Below are 15,487 nucleotides of genomic sequence, written 5' to 3'. Positions count from 1 at the left end.
CAGGAGATGCACGCGATGAAGGATTTCGACGTGACCGACGACGCGAACGCGCAGCGTCGCCGCTTCGTGAAGCTGGCGGCCGGCGCGGCGCTTGCCGCCGCACTGCCTGCCGGCATGCTGATCGCACGTGCAGCGGCTGCGCCAGAGGCCGTGCCGCTGCGGGATTTTGCCGGCGTGGCCGTCTACCTGACGCGCCGCTCGACGCTTCCGTCTCGCTATGTGCAATCCGTCTACGACGGTCTCGTCGCGCAGGACCGCGAATTTCCCGCGCGGCTGCGCGCGCTCGCCGTCGCGATCGACATGGGCACGCAGCCGCTCGACGCTCTCGTGCGCACGCTCGGCGTCGCGGCCCCCGAGTTGCGCACCGCCGCGCTGGCCATCATCGAGGCCTTCTACACGGGCAGCGTCGGCCATGGCGGGCAGGCGCGCATGGTCGGCTACGAAACCGCGCTGATGTTCGAGCCGACCGCCGACGTCACGGTCATTCCGACCTACATCCGCGCGCGCCCCGAGTACTGGACGGCGCGCCCGACCGCCGACGCCGGCTGACCGGCCTATCGAACGAGGATCGAAATCATGAGCAGTACCTATGACGCGGACGTCATCGTAATCGGCGCGGGCATCCTGGGCGGCGCCGTTGCGCAGTCGCTGACGCAGGAACGCAAGTCCGTCATCGTGCTCGAGGCGGGGCCGGAGGTGAAGCGTGCCGAGCTCGTGCGCGCGTTCCGCGACTACGGCAACAAGTCGGACTACAACGGCCCGTATCCGGACCTGCCGTGGGCGCCGAAATCGTCCACGGGGCGCTATTCCGATCGCTACATCGACAGCGTCGGCCCGGTGCTGCAGAAGCCGTCGTTCCTGCGCCTCGTCGGCGGCACCACGTGGCACTGGGGAGGGGCGACGTGGCGCATGCTGCCGAACGATTTCCGGCTGCGCAGCCTCTACGGCCAGGGGCGCGACTGGCCGATCGGTTATGACGAACTCGAGCCGTGGTACCAGCTCGCCGAAGAGCAGATCGGCGTATCGGGCTCGGATACCGACGACCAGAGCGGCCAGGGCGGCGGGCCGTTCCCGCCGCGCTCGAAGCCGTATCCGATGCGGCAGCAACCGTGGTCGTACCTGACGCAGCAGGTCGCGGACAAGGTCGCGACGATCGGTCATCGTTTCGTCGACGAACCCAACGCGCGCGCGACGCGGCCCTACGAGGGCCGACCGACCTGCGCCGGCAACAACAACTGCGCGCCGATCTGCCCGATCGGTGCGCAATTTTCAGGCGATCGCCCGGTGCTGCGCGCCGTCGCGCAGGGCGCGCGGCTGCTGACGAACGCGGTCGTCTACAAGATCGAGCGCGGCGAGAATCGCAAGATCGCCGCGATCCATTACATGACGCCGGACGGCAAGAGCACGCGCCTGACCGCGCGGACCTTCGTGCTCGCGGCGCATGGCGTCGAGATTCCGAAGCTGCTGCTGATGTCGGGTGTCGCGAATTCGTCGGACCAGGTCGGCCGCAACATGATGGGACACACCGGCCGCGCGATCGCGATGCTCGCGCGCGAGCCGGTGTGGGCCGGGCGCGGCCCGACGCAGCAGGGCAGCATCAACACGCGGCGCGACGGCGCGTTTCGCCGCGAACACGGCGCGATCCGGCATTTCCTCGACAACACGGTGCCCAACGAGGTCGTCACGCGGCGGCTGATCGCGCAAGGTGTCGTCGGCGACGCGCTCGATACGCGGATCCGTCACGACGCGGCGCGCTATCTGAAGATCGCCAGCTACGTCGAGATCCTGCCCGACCCGCGCAACCGCGTGACGCTGAGCGATCGCAAGGATGCGCTCGGGCTGCCGACGCCGCGCACCGACTACGACGTGTACGACTACGCGTTGCGCGCGGCATCGCAAGTGCTCGACGACTACCGCGATTTCCAGCGGGTGTTCGGTGCGACCGAGATCGTGAACGACATCCATGCGTGGGTGCCGAGTTCGCACATCATGGGCACGACGATCATGGGCAGCGATCCGGCCGATTCGGTCGTCGACCGCGATTGCCGTACGCACGATCACCCGAACCTGTTCATCGCGAGCACGGCCGTGCATCCGAGTTCGTCAGTGGTCAATCCGACGCTGACCGGGTATGCGCTGGCGCTGCGGATGGCAAGGACGATCGCTGCGGAAGTCTGACGCAAGCAAGGCGGCCGGCGGCGCACGCATACCGCCCGCCACGGCGGGGCCGCGCTCGGGCCCGCATCATTTCACGCATTCCAGTGCGTACTTCAACCCCTGTCCGAGCAGCCCGCGCCACACTTCCCACGTGTGCCCGCCGTCGACGATGCGCAGTTCCGCCGGGTTTTGCGCGCGGCGCAGGTGCGTGTACAGCACGCTCGATTCGGCCTGGATCGTCAGGTCGTCGTCGCCCGCCGCGATGAACATCGGCACGCGCCAGTTGCGCGCGAAATAACCGCGCATCAGCGCCGGGTAGTTCAGCTCGTGCCACACGCGCGGGTCGAACTGCCGGTCGCCGAACACGCCGACATAACGTGCGGCGGAATTGAGCGGCGGCTCGTTCGCGTAGATCGCGGGGCTCAGCAGCATCGCGCCGCAGAACAGGCCCGGCTCGAGCAGCGAGAAGCGCAGCGCGCCGAAGCCGCCCATCGACACGCCGCCGATCGCGCGGCCCGCGCGCTGGTTCGACACCGCGAAGTGCGCTTCGACTTCCGGCAGCAGGTCGTTGAGGAACGCGCTCTGCATCTTCTCCTTGCGGTCGACGTACCAGTCGGTGCCGCCTTGCGGCATCACGATCACGACGGGCGGGATCTCGCGGCGCTCGATCAGCGTGTCGGCGGTGGCCTGCAGCCGGCCCTGCGTGATCCAGTCGTTTGCGTTGCCGGCGTTGCCGTGCAGCAGGTACAGCACCGGATAGCGCGCGCCTTCCGGGTTGTAGCCGGGCGGCAGGTAGACCGTGTAAGACCAGTCGCGCTTCAGCGACGCCGACCGGAACGCGCGCAGCACGACGCTGCTGCCCGGATTGACCGAGGGTTCCTGGGCGGTCGGCGCGATCGTTGCGGGCGGGACGGTCGCGGCCGCGGGCGCGGACGACGCCGGCGAAACCGCGGGCCCGCCCGGCGTGGCGTGGGCGGTGGCGATGGCACCGGCGATCAGGGCGGCGGCGAACGGAAGGGCGAGTCGGCGCATGGTGAACCGTTTCAGGAGAGGCGCCCGCTATCGTAGCAGCGGCGCGTGACGGCGCGGCGCATCATCACCGCGGACGGAACGGGAACGGCAGCCGCGACACGAGCGGCGCATAGAGCTTCGCGACGAGATACAGCAGGCCCATCGCGACGACGTCGGCGGTCAGGCCGAGCGGCACGTTCAGATAGCCTTCGGTCGCCTGGTACAGCAGCGAGTCGACCGCGAGCGAGATGCCGGTGCCGGCGACGAAGCACAGCAGCCCCTGGCGGCCGATCGTGCCGATCCACGGCATTGCATGCGCGACCTTCTTCATCCACCCGAGGTGCACGAGCTTGGCCGCGAGCCACGCGATCGCGAGGAAGTTCGCGAGCCGCAGCGCGCCGAGATTCTGCTTGATCGACGGGTCGGTCGGGAACGGCTCGATGCGCAGCCGGTAGTACGCGCCGGCCGCGACGATCGCGAGCGACACGGCCGTCAGCAGCCAGCCCTGCGGTTTCGGTGCGAGCGTCTGGTAGACGGGCTGGCAGCGTGCGATCACGCCGAGCACGAACAGGAACTGCCACGCGAACGGATTGAAGTCCCACGGCGCGCCTTCGACGGTCGGCAAGAAGCGCGCGATGTGCGGCGCCGCGTACCAGAGCGAGCCGCTGAACGCGAGCATCAACCACGGCTGCGTGCGCGCGAGCGGCAGCGCGAGCGGGACGAGCAGCGCGAAGAACGCATACATCGGCAGCACCGACGCGAGATACGGCTGGCGGCGGAACAGCAGGATGTCGCGCAGCGCGGCGAGCGGCTTGTGGAGCAGGCCGTCGAGATCGTTGGTCGGCATGTTGGGGCCGTCGATCGAGAATGCGTTCAGCACGGCGGTGATGAGCAGCATCAGGCCGGCCGTCACGAGGAAAGCACGGTAGATCTCGAAGGCACGGCGGATGAAACGCTGGCGCGCGGCAGCCTCGTCGTGGCGCTCGGCGAGCGAGTTGTACGCGATGGCGGTCGCGAAACCGCCGAGGAACACGAACACCTCGGCCGCATCGCACAGCGCGTACGCATGCAGCGTCACGCGCGACAGGATGCTGCCGCCGATGTGGTCGACGACGATCACCAGCAGCACGAGGCCGCGGAAGAAGTCGAGCTCGGCGTAGCGGCCGGCCCGGGCGGCGGCGGTCATCGGGCCGCCTCCCGGCGCGCGCCGCGTGCGCGGCCGGCACCCGCCGCGCATGAATCGGGGTGAAGCATGACTTCGTGAAGAAATGACGAACGGATGCGCATTGTGCCACCGATGTGACGCCGTCCGGGTTTACGCGGATGGTGGGCCGGCCAGCCGCTACCGACAAGCCTGGTCAGGCCATGACGAGGACAGGGCAGTTGGACGAGCGCAACGCTTTGCGTGCCGGCCCCACGCCCATATGGACGGGCGGTTTGCGACGTGACACCATTTTGTCCTCGCGGCCGCACACCGCGCAGTCCGCCCTGCGGGCCACCTCTATAAAACAGACCAAACAATCGCCGGGCGCATGGCCTGCCCGGCACCCGGCTCCGGAGATTCGTCATGAAGAAGCACGTCATTTTTGCCGCCGCGCTGGCCGCTTTTGCCGCGCCGGCCTTCGCGCAGGACAGCGTGACGCTGTACGGCCTGATCGACGAGGGCTTCAACTATACGAACAACGTGAACGTAGGCGGGGTCGGAAAAACGAATTACCAGCTCGCGAGCGGCTACGCGCAGGGCAGCCGCTGGGGCCTGAAGGGCAGCGAGGACCTGGGCGGCGGGCTGAAGGCGATCTTCACGCTGGAAAACGGCTTCGACGTGAACAACGGCCGGTTCAATCAGGGCGGCCGGATGTTCGGCCGCCAGGCGTTCGTCGGGCTGAGCGCGTCGCGCTTCGGCACGCTGACCTTCGGCCGCCAGTACGATTCAGTCGTCGACTATCTCGCGCCGCTGACCGCGAACGGCAACTGGGGCGGCACGCTGTTCTCGCACCCCTTCGACAACGACAACACGGACAACTCGTTCCGCGTCAACAACACGGTCAAGTATGCGAGCCCCGACTGGAACGGGCTGTCGTTCGGCGGCACCTACAGCTTCAGCAACAGCACGGGCTTCTCGACCAACCGCCAGTACAGCATCGGCGCGCAGTATTCGCTGGCCGGGCTGCAGGTCGCGGCTGCCTACCTGCAGGCGAACAGCCCGGGCGTCGGCAACGCGGGCGCGATCGCGGCCGACGATGCGAACTTCGTCGCCGACCGCCTGCGCATCTTCGGCGGCGGCATCAACTACACGTTCGGCCAGGCGACGGTCGGCTTCGTCTATACGAAGACCGACGTGAAGAACCCGGTGTCGACCGTCTACCTGCCGGCGTCGACGTTCTCGGGCCTCGGGCTGACCGCGACCAAGTTCCAGAACTTCGAGATCAACGGCAAGTATCAGCTCACGTCCGATTTCTATCTCGGTGCGCAGTACGTGTACACGGACGGCAAGTTCGACGCCGCGGCCGGTTCGTTCAAACCGAAGTACCACACCGTCGGGCTGATGGCCGACTACAGCCTGTCCAAGCGCACCGACGTCTACCTGCAGGGCGCATGGCAGAAGGTCGCCGGTGACAAGACCGGCACCGCCGCCGATGGCGGCTACGTGGTCGGGACGGACGGCCCGTCGTCGTCGGCGAACCAGTTCGCGGTGCGCGCCGCGATCCGCCACAAGTTCTGACGCTGACCTGCCGGCGCCCGGGGGCGGATTGCCCCGGTGCCGGCTTTCGTCATGCTGGCCGGTGGGCGTCGTCGAGCGTTTGCGCGAGCCAGTCGACGAAGATCCGCACGCGCGGCGCCAGATGCCGGCCGTTCGGAAACATGACCGACACCGGCAGCGGCGCGGCATGCCATTCCGGCAGCACCTCGACCAGCGAGCCGTCCTCGAGCAGCGGCGCGAGCCCGTCGCGCGGCACCTGGATCAGACCCAGGCCTGCGATGCAGCACGCGAGATACGCCTGCGAGCTGTTTACCGCGACCACGCTGCGCATCTTCACCGTCTGCAGCGCGCCCGAATCCATGTCCGCATATTCCCAGTCCAGCTCACGGCCCGTGCGGCTCGAGAAATAGCCGACCGCGACATGGTCGGGCAAATCGTCCGGCGAGCGCGGCGTGCCGTATCGCGCGAGATACGCGGGCGACGCGCAGTTGATCTGCGCCATCTCGCCGACGCGTCGCGCGACCAGCGACGTGTCGGACAGCACGCCGACCCGCACCGCGCAGTCGATGCCGTCTGAGATGAGATCGACGAAGCGGTCGGTCGTGCTCAGCACGACGCGCAGGTCGGGATAGCGCGCGTGGAAATCCGGCAGCGCCGGAATCACCTTGTTCAGGGCGAAGCGTTCGGGCAGGTCGACGCGGATCACGCCGCGCGGCGCGGCGCCGGCGTCGTCGAACAGCGTCTCGGCATCGTCCAGATCGGCCAGCAGCCGCGTGCAGCGCTCGTAATAGGTGGCGCCCTCGGCGGTCAGCGCGACGCGCCGGGTGGTTCGCTGCAGCAGGCGCACCCGCAGGTGTTTTTCCAGATACTGGACGGCATTGCTGACCGTCGGGCGCGGCAATTGCAACTGCTCGGCCGCTTTCGTGAAGCTGCCGAGGTGGGCGACGCGCGCAAAGATGCGCATTGCATGCAGATGGTCCATGCGGAGCGAAAGCCTGGGCGAATTGGGACAGGCTCCATTGTTAATCAGCGTCGAATGATTTGGTTGGACGTTTCGCGTTTATCGCGCGCCGCGATGCGTCCAGAATCCGGTTCATTCACTCACCACCGCAAGGAAACGGACATGGACAAGCGTCAACTGGGCCGCACGGGCCCGCAGGTGTCGGCGATCGGGCTCGGCTGCATGGGGATGTCGGATCTCTACGGGCCGGCGGATCGCGACGAAAGCATCGCGACGCTGCATGCGGCGCTCGACAACGGGATCACGCTGCTCGATACGGGCGACTTCTACGGGATGGGCGACAACGAGATGCTGATCCGCGACGCGCTGCGCGGCCGCACGCGCGACCAGGTGCTGATCAGCGTGAAATTCGGCGCGTTGCGCGATCCGGCCGGCGCGTTCGTCGGCTACGACGCGCGGCCGCAGGCGATCCGCAATTTCGTCGCGTATTCGCTGAAGCGGCTCGGCACCGACCACATCGATATCTACCGGCCGGCGCGCGTCGATCCGGCGGTGCCGATCGAGGAGACGGTCGGCGCGATCGCCGATCTCGTGAAGGCCGGTCATGTGCGCCATATCGGCCTGTCGGAGGTGGGTGCCGACACGATCCGCCGTGCGGCGGCCGTCGCGCCGATCGCCGACCTGCAAATCGAGTACTCGCTGCTGTCGCGCGGGATCGAGGCGGACATCCTGCCGGTGTGTCGCGAACTCGGGATCGGCGTGACGGCCTACGGCGTGCTGTCGCGCGGGCTGCTCGGCGGCGGCTGGAGCGCGGCGCGGCAGGGTGAGCGCGACTTCCGCGCGGCCAGCCCGCGCTTTCAGGGCGAGAACCTCGCGCACAATCTCGCGCTGGTCGACGCACTGCGCGCGATTGCCGACGAAAAGGGCAGCAACCCGGCGCAGATCGCGATCGCGTGGGCGCTGTCGCGCGGCGACGACATCGTGCCGCTGGTCGGCGCGCGCAAGCGCACGCAACTCCAGGACGCGTTGCAAGCATCCAAGTTGCAACTAACGGTCGATGATCTGGCTCGCATCGAAACGGCGGTTCCCGCCGGGGCGGCTGCCGGCGAGCGTTATCCGGCCCCCCAGATGGCGCACCTCGACAGCGAGCATGGCCGGGGGCCGACGCACGCAGCCTGAACGGCGGGCATGGCGGGATGATGAGGCGACGAGGCCCGCCGGGTGGGCCCGAGCCAGCCTCAGGCAAAGCCAGATGGCCGGCGGCGTGACGGTGGTTCATCATCGGCGCCGTCTTCAACCGGACGGAACGCCCTCCATGCAAACCCATACGCTGACGATCATCGTGCTGGTCTTTCTGCTGGCCGGTGCGGTCAAGGGCATGATCGGCCTCGGGCTGCCGACGATCGCGATGGGCCTGCTGACGCTCGCGATGCCGCCGTCGGCCGCCGCGAGCCTGCTGCTCGTGCCGTCGTTCATCACCAATGTGTGGCAGCTGTGGCTCGGCCCGTCGTTCGGGCCGTTGCTGCGGCGTCTGTGGCCGCTGCTCGCCGGGCTGACGATCGGCACGCTGACGGGCGGGCTGCCCGCGCTCGCGGGCGGCAGTGCGTGGACCCACGCGGCGCTCGGCGTCGTGCTGGTCGCTTACGGCGGCTGGGGGCTCGCCGCCGCGCGATTGCCCGCGCCGGGCCGACACGAAAAGTGGCTGTCGGCCGCGATCGGCTATCTGACGGGCGTCGTGACGGCCGCCACCGGCGTGTTCGTCGTGCCGGCTGTGCCGTACCTGCAGGCGCTGCGGCTGTCGAAGGATGACCTGATCCAGGCGCTCGGGCTCTCGTTTACCGCGTCGACGATCGCGCTCGGGCTGCAGTTGCGCGTGACGGGCGCGCTGCAGACGGTCGATCTCGGCGTATCGGCGCTGGCGCTCGTGCCGGCACTCGCGGGGATGATCGGCGGGCAATATGCGCGGCGCGTGATGAGCGAGAAGACTTTCAAGCGCTGCTTCTTCGTCGGGATGACCGCGCTCGGCGCCTGCATGGCCGCTTCGGCGTGGCAGTGAGCGGGCATCGCCGACACGCGCCATGCGCGCCGCGCGTGAATGCCCCGAAGCCGGTTTCGAGCGCCGGCTTCGAGGACGCTCACGGAGCGGCGGCCAGGCCGCTCAGGCCGGGTCGGCGTACTTCAGCGTCCACCCGAACGTGCGGGTGACGCCCGCACCGAGCGCGAACGGCGCGGTCTTGCACGCGAAGTTCGAATGCAGCTGGCCGATCGGCGTCGTCGACAGCGGGTTCGTCGCGCCGTTGACCGTGTCGAAGGCGGACAGCGCGCAGGCGTCGAACCCGGACGCCGCATAGCCGGTCGCGGCGCTGTTCGCGTACGTCACCGATGTGCCGTCGCCGTTTGCTTGCGTGGACGCGAAGTCCGCGAACGACGCGAAGTCCGTCTCGACCGACAGGTTGCCGGCGAGCGAGCCCGAAGCAAGCGTGTCGCTGCGCGAGATCGTGCCGTGCGCGAACGTCAGCACGGTATGCACCTGGAGGTCGAGATCCGTCGTGTACGCCGCGTTCTTCGACGCGAGACGAAACTTCGCCGTGTCGAACGACACGACGACCTGGCCGTTGGCCTGCTGCACGTTGAGGTTCTTGTAGTACGTGACGGGCACGTAGGTCTTCCCGTTGTACGACACCTGCGGCACCAGCAGTGCATAGCCCAGATCGGTCGTCCCGTAGATCAGCTTGTCGGAGAACGGCACCGGGTAGTACGGCGTGAACGAGTTGTAGTCGGGCGCCTGGCTGAGATTCAGGTTGATCACGCGGCGGCCGTCGCGCACGGTGAGCAGCGCCGCGTCGTACGGATGCGCGGTATCGCCGGGCTGGTTGTACCGGGTGAGCGTGTAGCGCGGCAGCGCGTCGAGCCACGCATCGTAGGCCGCATCGTCCATCGGCGCCTTGCCGCCGAAGCCGAGCTTGTTCCACCACGCGTTCACGTAAAGGTACTGGTGCAGCAGGCTGAAATTCTCGCCCATCACGCGCGGCTTGCCGCGATAGGCGTCCGTGCCGCGACCCTTGACCCACATGTTCACCGACGGCGTCGGCAGCGACGGGTCGTACCAGTACGTGTCGAAGCGACGCGCGGCCCGGTAGATGAACGCGTACGCAATCTGCTTTTCCTGATCGGTCAACACGCCCGCATTGGCCGCTGCCGTCAGGATCTCCATGAACGCGGAATCGCCGTACGGGCCGATCGAACGGCCGTAGTCGAAGCCCTGGCCGTCGGCGTTCAGCTGCGGCAGGATCAGGTCGACCGACTTGCGCAGATAGCCCTTCAGTTCCGGCGTGAGGTTCGCCTCGTTGCCCATCTCGAACGTGCGCTCGGTCACTTCGCCGATCAGCAGCGTGCTGTAGCGGTCGTAGCGCGCCTGGTCGTAATAGGTCGTGTGCGTGTTCGACGCTTCGTCGGAGAACCCGCCCGACGAATCCTTGCGGATGTGGTTCGTCAACGTATAGAGCAGCGCATCGCGCGCGCCCATCGTCGCGACGGCCGGATCGGTCGCCGACGAGAACGACGGATTGCTCCAGCCGAGTTTTTGCCGCAGACCGGCAATTCCGTAGGACACCGCATAGTAATTCTGCGCGGTGTTGAGCGACGCAATGTCGATCGGCGTGCCGGCGGCCGGGCAGGTGCTGGTCTTGCCGCTTGCATCGGGGCCGAACATGTCGCAGAAGGTGAGCCGTTGCTGCAGCGTCGCGAGCATCGCGTCGCTGAAGACCTCGTTGAGCATGCCGTGCGCCTTCAGGTTGTTCAGCGCGACGAGGTAGTAGTACTCGCCCCATGACGTATTTGCATACGCATAGTCGCTGCCCGACTGCGCCATCATCGCGGTCGTGATCGTCTGGTACGTCGCCAGATAGCTTGCGTATTGCGGGTCGCCCTTCGACTTCATGTCGATCAGGATGTACGACAGGCCGAGCGCGAGCTTGCCGGGAAGGAATTTGTCGCCGGTGTTCGTGTCGAGCACGTGAACCGGCGAACCGTCGCCGAGATCCATCACGACCTGCGTGAAGTCGGGCGACTTCCGGATCAGGTCGAACAGCGCGCGCATCTGGCCCATCATCGTGACCGGAATGCTCGTGCCCGCCGGCACGCTGGTGTCGGGTGCGCCGTAGACGAGCGCCTGCAACGAGTTCGGCGCGAGCGCCGGTGTCGACGGCGGGGGCGACGAGGGTGGCGGGGCGGTCACGTCGTTGCCGCCGCATGCGCTGACGAACAGGACGGAAAGGGCGCTGAGCGCGGCGCCGAGCGCGAATCTGCTGCGCATATGCATTGTGTCTCCGGGTTTTCGAATAGTGATGAAGGCTTGAATCGCAACTCGGGCAGGCAAGCGTTCTCCCTGCGCGGGCCACGAAGGCGTCGCGCTGAAGGCGAAGGAAAACGTTTTCCAAATTTAGGCATCGATTGCTTCGATGTCAATGCGCTTTCACGCCGGAGACGCCGGTGAAAACCCGGATGGCTGAAATGGCAGCTGTCGTGAAGATGGGGTGTTGATGCCGGAATTACCGCGATTTATTATTATTTTCGCTGCGATGCAGCGTGACATCTCGGCAGCGACGGAAGCGTTGGAAAGGTGCTCGGGCGGCGCGCTTCCAGCGAGATGCAAGAGAAAACGTTACCCCTGAAAATCGAATCAAGCCGGATCTCGGCTGTCGATTCCGTCCGGCGGCGGCCCCGCGGCGATGCTAGAGCTGCGCTTCGATCGCCGCCTTGTCGATCACCGACCAGACCTGCCGGATCTTGCCGTCGTGAAATTCGTAGATGACGTTCTCGGCGAACGTGACGCGCGTGCCGTCGACGGCGAGCCCCATGAACGTCCCTTTCGGCGCACACGCGAAGCGAAGCCGGCACGCGATGCGCGGCGGTTCGCACACCAGCAGCCGGATCGCGAAATGGAGATCCGGAATGTCGCGGAAATCCTGCTCGAGCATCGCGCGGTAGCCGGCCAGGCCGAGCGGCCGGTCGTTGTGGATCACGTTGTCGGCGACGTACTGGCCGAGCGCCGGCCAGTCCTGGCGGTTCAGGCAGTCGATGTAGGCGCGGTAGTGCGTGGCGAGATCGGGTTTCGTCATGACGGGGTGCCTCCTCCTGTATCGCCCGGCTGTTGCGGGTGGCGCGGGCGTTCAGCGCGATGACGTTTCGCCCGACAGATACGACACGAACGCCTGCGTATATTTGGGCAGCGCATCGAACGATCGTGCGCAGAGCGTCAGCTTGCGGTGGCTCCACGCGTCGGACAGCTCGACGAGCCGCACGTCCATCGTCTGCATCGCGCGCTCGGCCGCGTGGCGCGACACGATGCCGATCCCCACGCCGCTTTCGATCACGCGGCAGATCGCATCGAAACTCTTCAACTGCACACGGTAGCGGATCCGCTTGCCGAGCGCACGCGCCTGGTCCGCGAGATGGACCTGCAGCGCGCTGCCGTCGGTCAGCCCGATGAAATCCGCGTCGGCGATCTCGTCGAACGCGACCTTGTCGCGCGCGGCGAGCGGATGCCCGGCCGGCACGACCGCGATCAGCCAATCCTCGCGGAATGGCTTCTGCTCGAGCCCGCCGAGCCCGACCGAATCGGCGACGATGCCGACCTCGGCCGTCTTGTTGCGGATCGCGTGCACGATTTCCTGGCTCGAGCGCTCCTCGACGCTGATCGACAGTTTCGGATGATGCGGCAGGTACGCGGCGAGCGCGTCGGGCAGGTATTCGCTCAGCGAGGCCGTGTTGCAGAGCAGGCGGATATGCCCGCGCAGCCCCTGGCCGTATTGCTGCAGTTCGCCGCGCATGTGGTCGATCTGCTGCAGCACCGTGCGCGCGTGATGCTCGAGCGCGCGGCCGGCGTCGGTCACCTGCGCGCCGGACTTGCTCCGGTGCAGCAGCGGCACGCCGAGTTCGTCCTCCATCCCGCGAATGCGCTCGCTTGCTGCCTGCAGCGTGATGTGCGTGCGCTCGGCGCCGCCCGTGATCGTGCCGGCCTCGCAGATGTTCAGGAAGAGCCGCAGGTCGGTCAGGTCGAATCGCATGGCGGGGTGGGGACGCGTAAGGATTGGTATGGCCGATAAGTTAGCAGGAACCGCCGCACCGGTCTCAGGCTGGGCCTGAGACCCCGTTCGCCGGTTCCGCATTTTCGGGGCGGGATCGATGCCGGATCATGGCCGCATATCAACCGGGGGAGACTGTCATGCGGGTCGATTCGTCGTGGGGTGTGTCGTTCAAGATCGCGTTGCACCTGCTGTTCCTGTGCATCGGGCTCGGGTGGGCCTGCGCGGAACTGGTCGACTGGCTGCGCTGAGCGGGCGCCCATCGCAGCCGCATCGGCTGTCCGATGCGGCTATATCGAAATTGAAAGCCATTCGAAATTTCGGACCATCGCGAAATTTCTTCCGCATCGCGCGGCAGAAACCGTCAAGTTTTCCCGAAATTGACCGTATTACCGGTAACGAGTGTCCGCCGGCGCCCGGTTCGTGATCGTTTGTCATGATTGTTTGCATCCGGTTACACGTCGGCCGTTCCGTTTTTGAGATGCTTGAAAGATTGTCAAATCGGAGTCGATCGTCCATGAAACAGCGCGAGATTTGCCGCAAGTCGGCGTGGCTGTCCGGCCTCGCCGCGGTGCTCGTCATGGCCGGTTGTGCCAGCACGCAGTCCGTCCCGCCGAGCGACACGCTGGCGGGATCGCCGTCGGGGCAGCCCGCCGCCGCACCGGCGGCCACGCCCGCGACGCCGCCGCCCGCACCCATTCTCGTCGCGCAGAAGTACGTGGTGAAACGCGGCGACACGCTGTCGGGCATCGCGTCCGCGAACGACTGCAGCGTCGCCGACCTGCGCACCTGGAACAAGCTCGATGGGCGCGGCAGGCTGCGCATGGGGCAGGTGCTCCGCATCGTTCGCCAGCAGCCGTTGCAGGCATCGGGCGCGAGTGGCAGCGCGCCGGCCGCGGCGCCGGCCGCCGCGCAGGCGAGCGCGTCGACGGCGAGCGACCGGCAGGTCGTGAAGGAAACCAGGCGGCACACGGGTGCGGTGGCGCTCACGTGGCCCGCGCGCGGCAAGATCGTCGACGCGTTCCGGCCGGGGCAGAACCGCGGCATCCAGATCGCCGGTCGGCCGGGCGACCCGGTTCGCGCGGCGGCCGACGGCCGCGTGATGTACGCGGGTAGCGGCCTGAACGATTACGGCACCCTGATCATTGTCCAGCACAACGCGGATTTCCTCACGGCCTATGCGCACAATCGCAAGCTGCTCGTGAAGACCGGCGACATCGTGCGCCGGGGCGACGAGATCGCCGAGATGGGCGACCTCGACAACTCGCGTGTCGCGCTGCTGTTCGAAGTGCGGCGCGACGGCAAGCCCGTCAATCCGATGCCGTACCTGCCTTCGTCGCAAGGGTGATGCAGGCCGCGCCGCTGGAACGCAGCGGCGCTCGCTGCTACGCTAGGGCCTGTTCATGTGCGTCCCGCCGCATGCGGGGCCGACGGACGTCTTCGGGGATGCGCGGCGTATGCCGTCGCGAGCCGGCCGTCGGCGTGAATGCGTGTGCATCGTCGATGCGCACGTATGTTGCTTCGTGCCACCGTTTCCGACAGAACACCCTTCATCCATGGAACACTCTCCGACACGCCGCTCGCTGTTGCTCGCCGCCGTCGCCGCGCCGTTCGTCGCCGCGTGCTCGTCGGCACCCGTCGCCGACCAGGGCCGCGCACATGCCGCCCAGGCCGAACTCGCCGCGCTCGAAAAAGCGTCGAACGGCCGGCTCGGCGTCGCCGCACTCGATACGTCGAGCGGCACGCGCATCGCGCATCACGCGCGCGAGCGCTTCCCGCTGTGCGGCACCTATGCGGTCGTCGCCGCCGCCGCGATACTCGCGCGCGGCTCGCTCGACGCGTCGCTGCTGCCGCGCCGCATCCTGTATCGCCGCTATGAAGTCGTGGCCGGCTCGCCGGTGACGGAAAGCCACGTCGACACGGGGATGACGATCGCGCAGCTCTGCACGGCGATGCTGCAGTCGGGCGACAAGGGCGCGGGGAACCTGCTGATGGGCGTGCTCGGCGGTCCGCAGGCCGTCACATCGTTCGCGCACGAAAGCGGCGACACCGCATTCCGGCTGGACCGCTGGGAACCCGAACTGAACCAGGCGGCGCCGCGCGACGAGCGCGATACGTCGACACCGGTCGAGATGGTCGACACGCTGCAGCGGCTGCTGCTGGGCGATACGCTGCGCGAACCGCAGCGTGCGCAGCTCACGGAATGGATGTCCGGCGGCGCGCGCGGCGCGACCGGAATCGCGGCCGGCGTGCCGCCGGGCTGGCGCATCGCGGACAAGACCGGCACCGGCGGTTACGGCACGACGACCGACGTCGCGGTGCTGTGGCCGCCGTCGCGCGCGCCGATCGTGCTGGCCGTGTCGTTCACGCAGCCGCGTGCCGACGCGGCGGCACGTGCGGACGTCGTCGCGTCGGCGGCGCGCATCGCGACGGGCGCGCTCGCCGCCACGGCCTGAGCGTCCGGTGCACCTCGCGTAAAGCCCGCGTTTGGCTTATCGTGTCGATCAGCGCGCGCCGGTGTCGGCGCGCGGTCTTGCCGCGCCTTCGTTGGGTGCGATCGATCCGTCTACC

General features: G+C 67.7%; 13 protein-coding genes. 7 read left to right on the top strand and 6 right to left on the bottom strand.

Features of this window, described 5'->3' with window-relative positions:
* The first annotated feature begins 15 nt into the window (after positions 1 to 15).
* Together DIE11_RS09455 and DIE11_RS09450 are read left to right on the top strand one after the other, a co-directional pair.
* Positions 16 to 549, top strand: coding sequence for a sugar dehydrogenase complex small subunit (locus DIE11_RS09455; protein WP_124623109.1), 534 nt, complete (start codon positions 16 to 18; stop codon positions 547 to 549).
* A 27-nt stretch (positions 550 to 576) separates the two neighbouring features.
* Entirely contained in the window at positions 577 to 2,178 is a 1,602-nt protein-coding gene (locus DIE11_RS09450) for a GMC family oxidoreductase (RefSeq protein WP_124623107.1), read from the top strand.
* Between the two features lie 66 nt (positions 2,179 to 2,244).
* On the opposite strand, the gene DIE11_RS09445 is transcribed toward DIE11_RS09450, so the two are convergent.
* Together DIE11_RS09445 and DIE11_RS09440 are read right to left on the bottom strand one after the other, a co-directional pair.
* Positions 2,245 to 3,189: an esterase family protein gene (locus DIE11_RS09445; protein WP_124623105.1), complete on the bottom strand. Its 945-nt coding sequence runs from the start codon at positions 3,187 to 3,189 to the stop codon at positions 2,245 to 2,247.
* A 64-nt stretch (positions 3,190 to 3,253) separates the two neighbouring features.
* Entirely contained in the window at positions 3,254 to 4,354 is a 1,101-nt protein-coding gene (locus DIE11_RS09440; RefSeq protein ID WP_124623103.1) for an OpgC domain-containing protein, read from the bottom strand.
* A gap of 381 nt (positions 4,355 to 4,735) precedes the next feature.
* Between DIE11_RS09440 and DIE11_RS09430 the strand changes: the two genes are divergently transcribed.
* Positions 4,736 to 5,890, top strand: a complete 1,155-nt coding sequence (locus DIE11_RS09430) for a porin (RefSeq protein WP_124623101.1) — start codon at positions 4,736 to 4,738, stop codon at positions 5,888 to 5,890.
* A gap of 49 nt (positions 5,891 to 5,939) precedes the next feature.
* Here DIE11_RS09430 and DIE11_RS09425 read toward each other — a convergent pair whose 3' ends face one another.
* Positions 5,940 to 6,851, bottom strand: a complete 912-nt coding sequence (locus DIE11_RS09425) for a LysR family transcriptional regulator (RefSeq protein WP_059607152.1) — start codon at positions 6,849 to 6,851, stop codon at positions 5,940 to 5,942.
* A 141-nt stretch (positions 6,852 to 6,992) separates the two neighbouring features.
* Here DIE11_RS09425 and DIE11_RS09420 point away from each other — a divergent pair, with 141 nt between their 5' ends.
* Together DIE11_RS09420 and DIE11_RS09415 are read left to right on the top strand one after the other, a co-directional pair.
* Positions 6,993 to 8,009: an aldo/keto reductase gene (locus DIE11_RS09420; protein ID WP_124623099.1), complete on the top strand. Its 1,017-nt coding sequence runs from the start codon at positions 6,993 to 6,995 to the stop codon at positions 8,007 to 8,009.
* A 136-nt stretch (positions 8,010 to 8,145) separates the two neighbouring features.
* Positions 8,146 to 8,886, top strand: coding sequence for a sulfite exporter TauE/SafE family protein (locus tag DIE11_RS09415; RefSeq protein WP_124623097.1), 741 nt, complete (start codon positions 8,146 to 8,148; stop codon positions 8,884 to 8,886).
* A gap of 102 nt (positions 8,887 to 8,988) precedes the next feature.
* Here the strand turns inward: DIE11_RS09415 and DIE11_RS09410 are convergent, their stop codons facing one another.
* The 3 genes from DIE11_RS09410 to DIE11_RS09400 all read right to left on the bottom strand — a co-directional run bounded on the left by DIE11_RS09410 (position 8,989) and on the right by DIE11_RS09400 (position 12,898).
* Positions 8,989 to 11,151 carry a hypothetical protein gene (locus tag DIE11_RS09410; RefSeq protein WP_124623095.1) on the bottom strand — a complete coding sequence of 721 codons (2,163 nt, stop codon included), beginning with the start codon at positions 11,149 to 11,151 and terminating at the stop codon, positions 8,989 to 8,991.
* 412 nt (positions 11,152 to 11,563) lie between these two features.
* On the bottom strand, positions 11,564 to 11,950 hold the full coding sequence (locus DIE11_RS09405) for an ester cyclase (protein WP_124623093.1): 387 nt from the start codon (positions 11,948 to 11,950) through the stop codon (positions 11,564 to 11,566).
* A 51-nt stretch (positions 11,951 to 12,001) separates the two neighbouring features.
* A complete protein-coding gene (locus DIE11_RS09400) occupies positions 12,002 to 12,898 on the bottom strand; it encodes a LysR substrate-binding domain-containing protein (protein ID WP_124623091.1) in 897 nt (298 codons plus the stop codon).
* Positions 12,899 to 13,433: 535 nt separating this feature from the next.
* Between DIE11_RS09400 and DIE11_RS09395 the strand changes: the two genes are divergently transcribed.
* Both DIE11_RS09395 and bla read left to right on the top strand, forming a co-directional pair.
* A complete protein-coding gene (locus DIE11_RS09395; RefSeq protein ID WP_124623089.1) occupies positions 13,434 to 14,264 on the top strand; it encodes a peptidoglycan DD-metalloendopeptidase family protein in 831 nt (276 codons plus the stop codon).
* A 208-nt stretch (positions 14,265 to 14,472) separates the two neighbouring features.
* Complete coding sequence (bla, locus tag DIE11_RS09390; protein ID WP_124623087.1) at positions 14,473 to 15,372, top strand: class A beta-lactamase; 900 nt, start codon at positions 14,473 to 14,475, stop codon at positions 15,370 to 15,372.
* Positions 15,373 to 15,487 lie beyond the last annotated feature (115 nt).

It is taken from the genome of Burkholderia sp. Bp9012 (assembly GCF_003853825.1).
Taxonomy (GTDB): Bacteria; Pseudomonadota; Gammaproteobacteria; order Burkholderiales; family Burkholderiaceae; genus Burkholderia; species Burkholderia diffusa.
The sequence above is the reverse complement of the archived record's forward strand: the minus strand, read 5'-3'. Positions and strand labels throughout refer to the sequence as shown.

Bases quoted from the DNA above. Each gene is read 5' to 3' on its own strand.
- DIE11_RS09400 (WP_124623091.1), bottom strand. From the start codon at position 12,898: ATGCGATTCGACCTGACCGACCTGCGGCTCTTCCTGAACATCTGCGAG.
- DIE11_RS09420 (WP_124623099.1), top strand. From the start codon at position 6,993: ATGGACAAGCGTCAACTGGGCCGCACGGGCCCGCAGGTGTCGGCGATC.
- bla (WP_124623087.1), top strand. From the start codon at position 14,473: ATGGAACACTCTCCGACACGCCGCTCGCTGTTGCTCGCCGCCGTCGCC.
- DIE11_RS09425 (WP_059607152.1), bottom strand. From the start codon at position 6,851: ATGGACCATCTGCATGCAATGCGCATCTTTGCGCGCGTCGCCCACCTC.
- DIE11_RS09395 (WP_124623089.1), top strand. From the start codon at position 13,434: ATGAAACAGCGCGAGATTTGCCGCAAGTCGGCGTGGCTGTCCGGCCTC.
- DIE11_RS09450 (WP_124623107.1), top strand. From the start codon at position 577: ATGAGCAGTACCTATGACGCGGACGTCATCGTAATCGGCGCGGGCATC.
- DIE11_RS09405 (WP_124623093.1), bottom strand. From the start codon at position 11,950: ATGACGAAACCCGATCTCGCCACGCACTACCGCGCCTACATCGACTGC.
- DIE11_RS09415 (WP_124623097.1), top strand. From the start codon at position 8,146: ATGCAAACCCATACGCTGACGATCATCGTGCTGGTCTTTCTGCTGGCC.
- DIE11_RS09430 (WP_124623101.1), top strand. From the start codon at position 4,736: ATGAAGAAGCACGTCATTTTTGCCGCCGCGCTGGCCGCTTTTGCCGCG.
- DIE11_RS09410 (WP_124623095.1), bottom strand. From the start codon at position 11,151: ATGCATATGCGCAGCAGATTCGCGCTCGGCGCCGCGCTCAGCGCCCTT.
- DIE11_RS09445 (WP_124623105.1), bottom strand. From the start codon at position 3,189: ATGCGCCGACTCGCCCTTCCGTTCGCCGCCGCCCTGATCGCCGGTGCC.
- DIE11_RS09455 (WP_124623109.1), top strand. From the start codon at position 16: ATGAAGGATTTCGACGTGACCGACGACGCGAACGCGCAGCGTCGCCGC.
- DIE11_RS09440 (WP_124623103.1), bottom strand. From the start codon at position 4,354: ATGACCGCCGCCGCCCGGGCCGGCCGCTACGCCGAGCTCGACTTCTTC.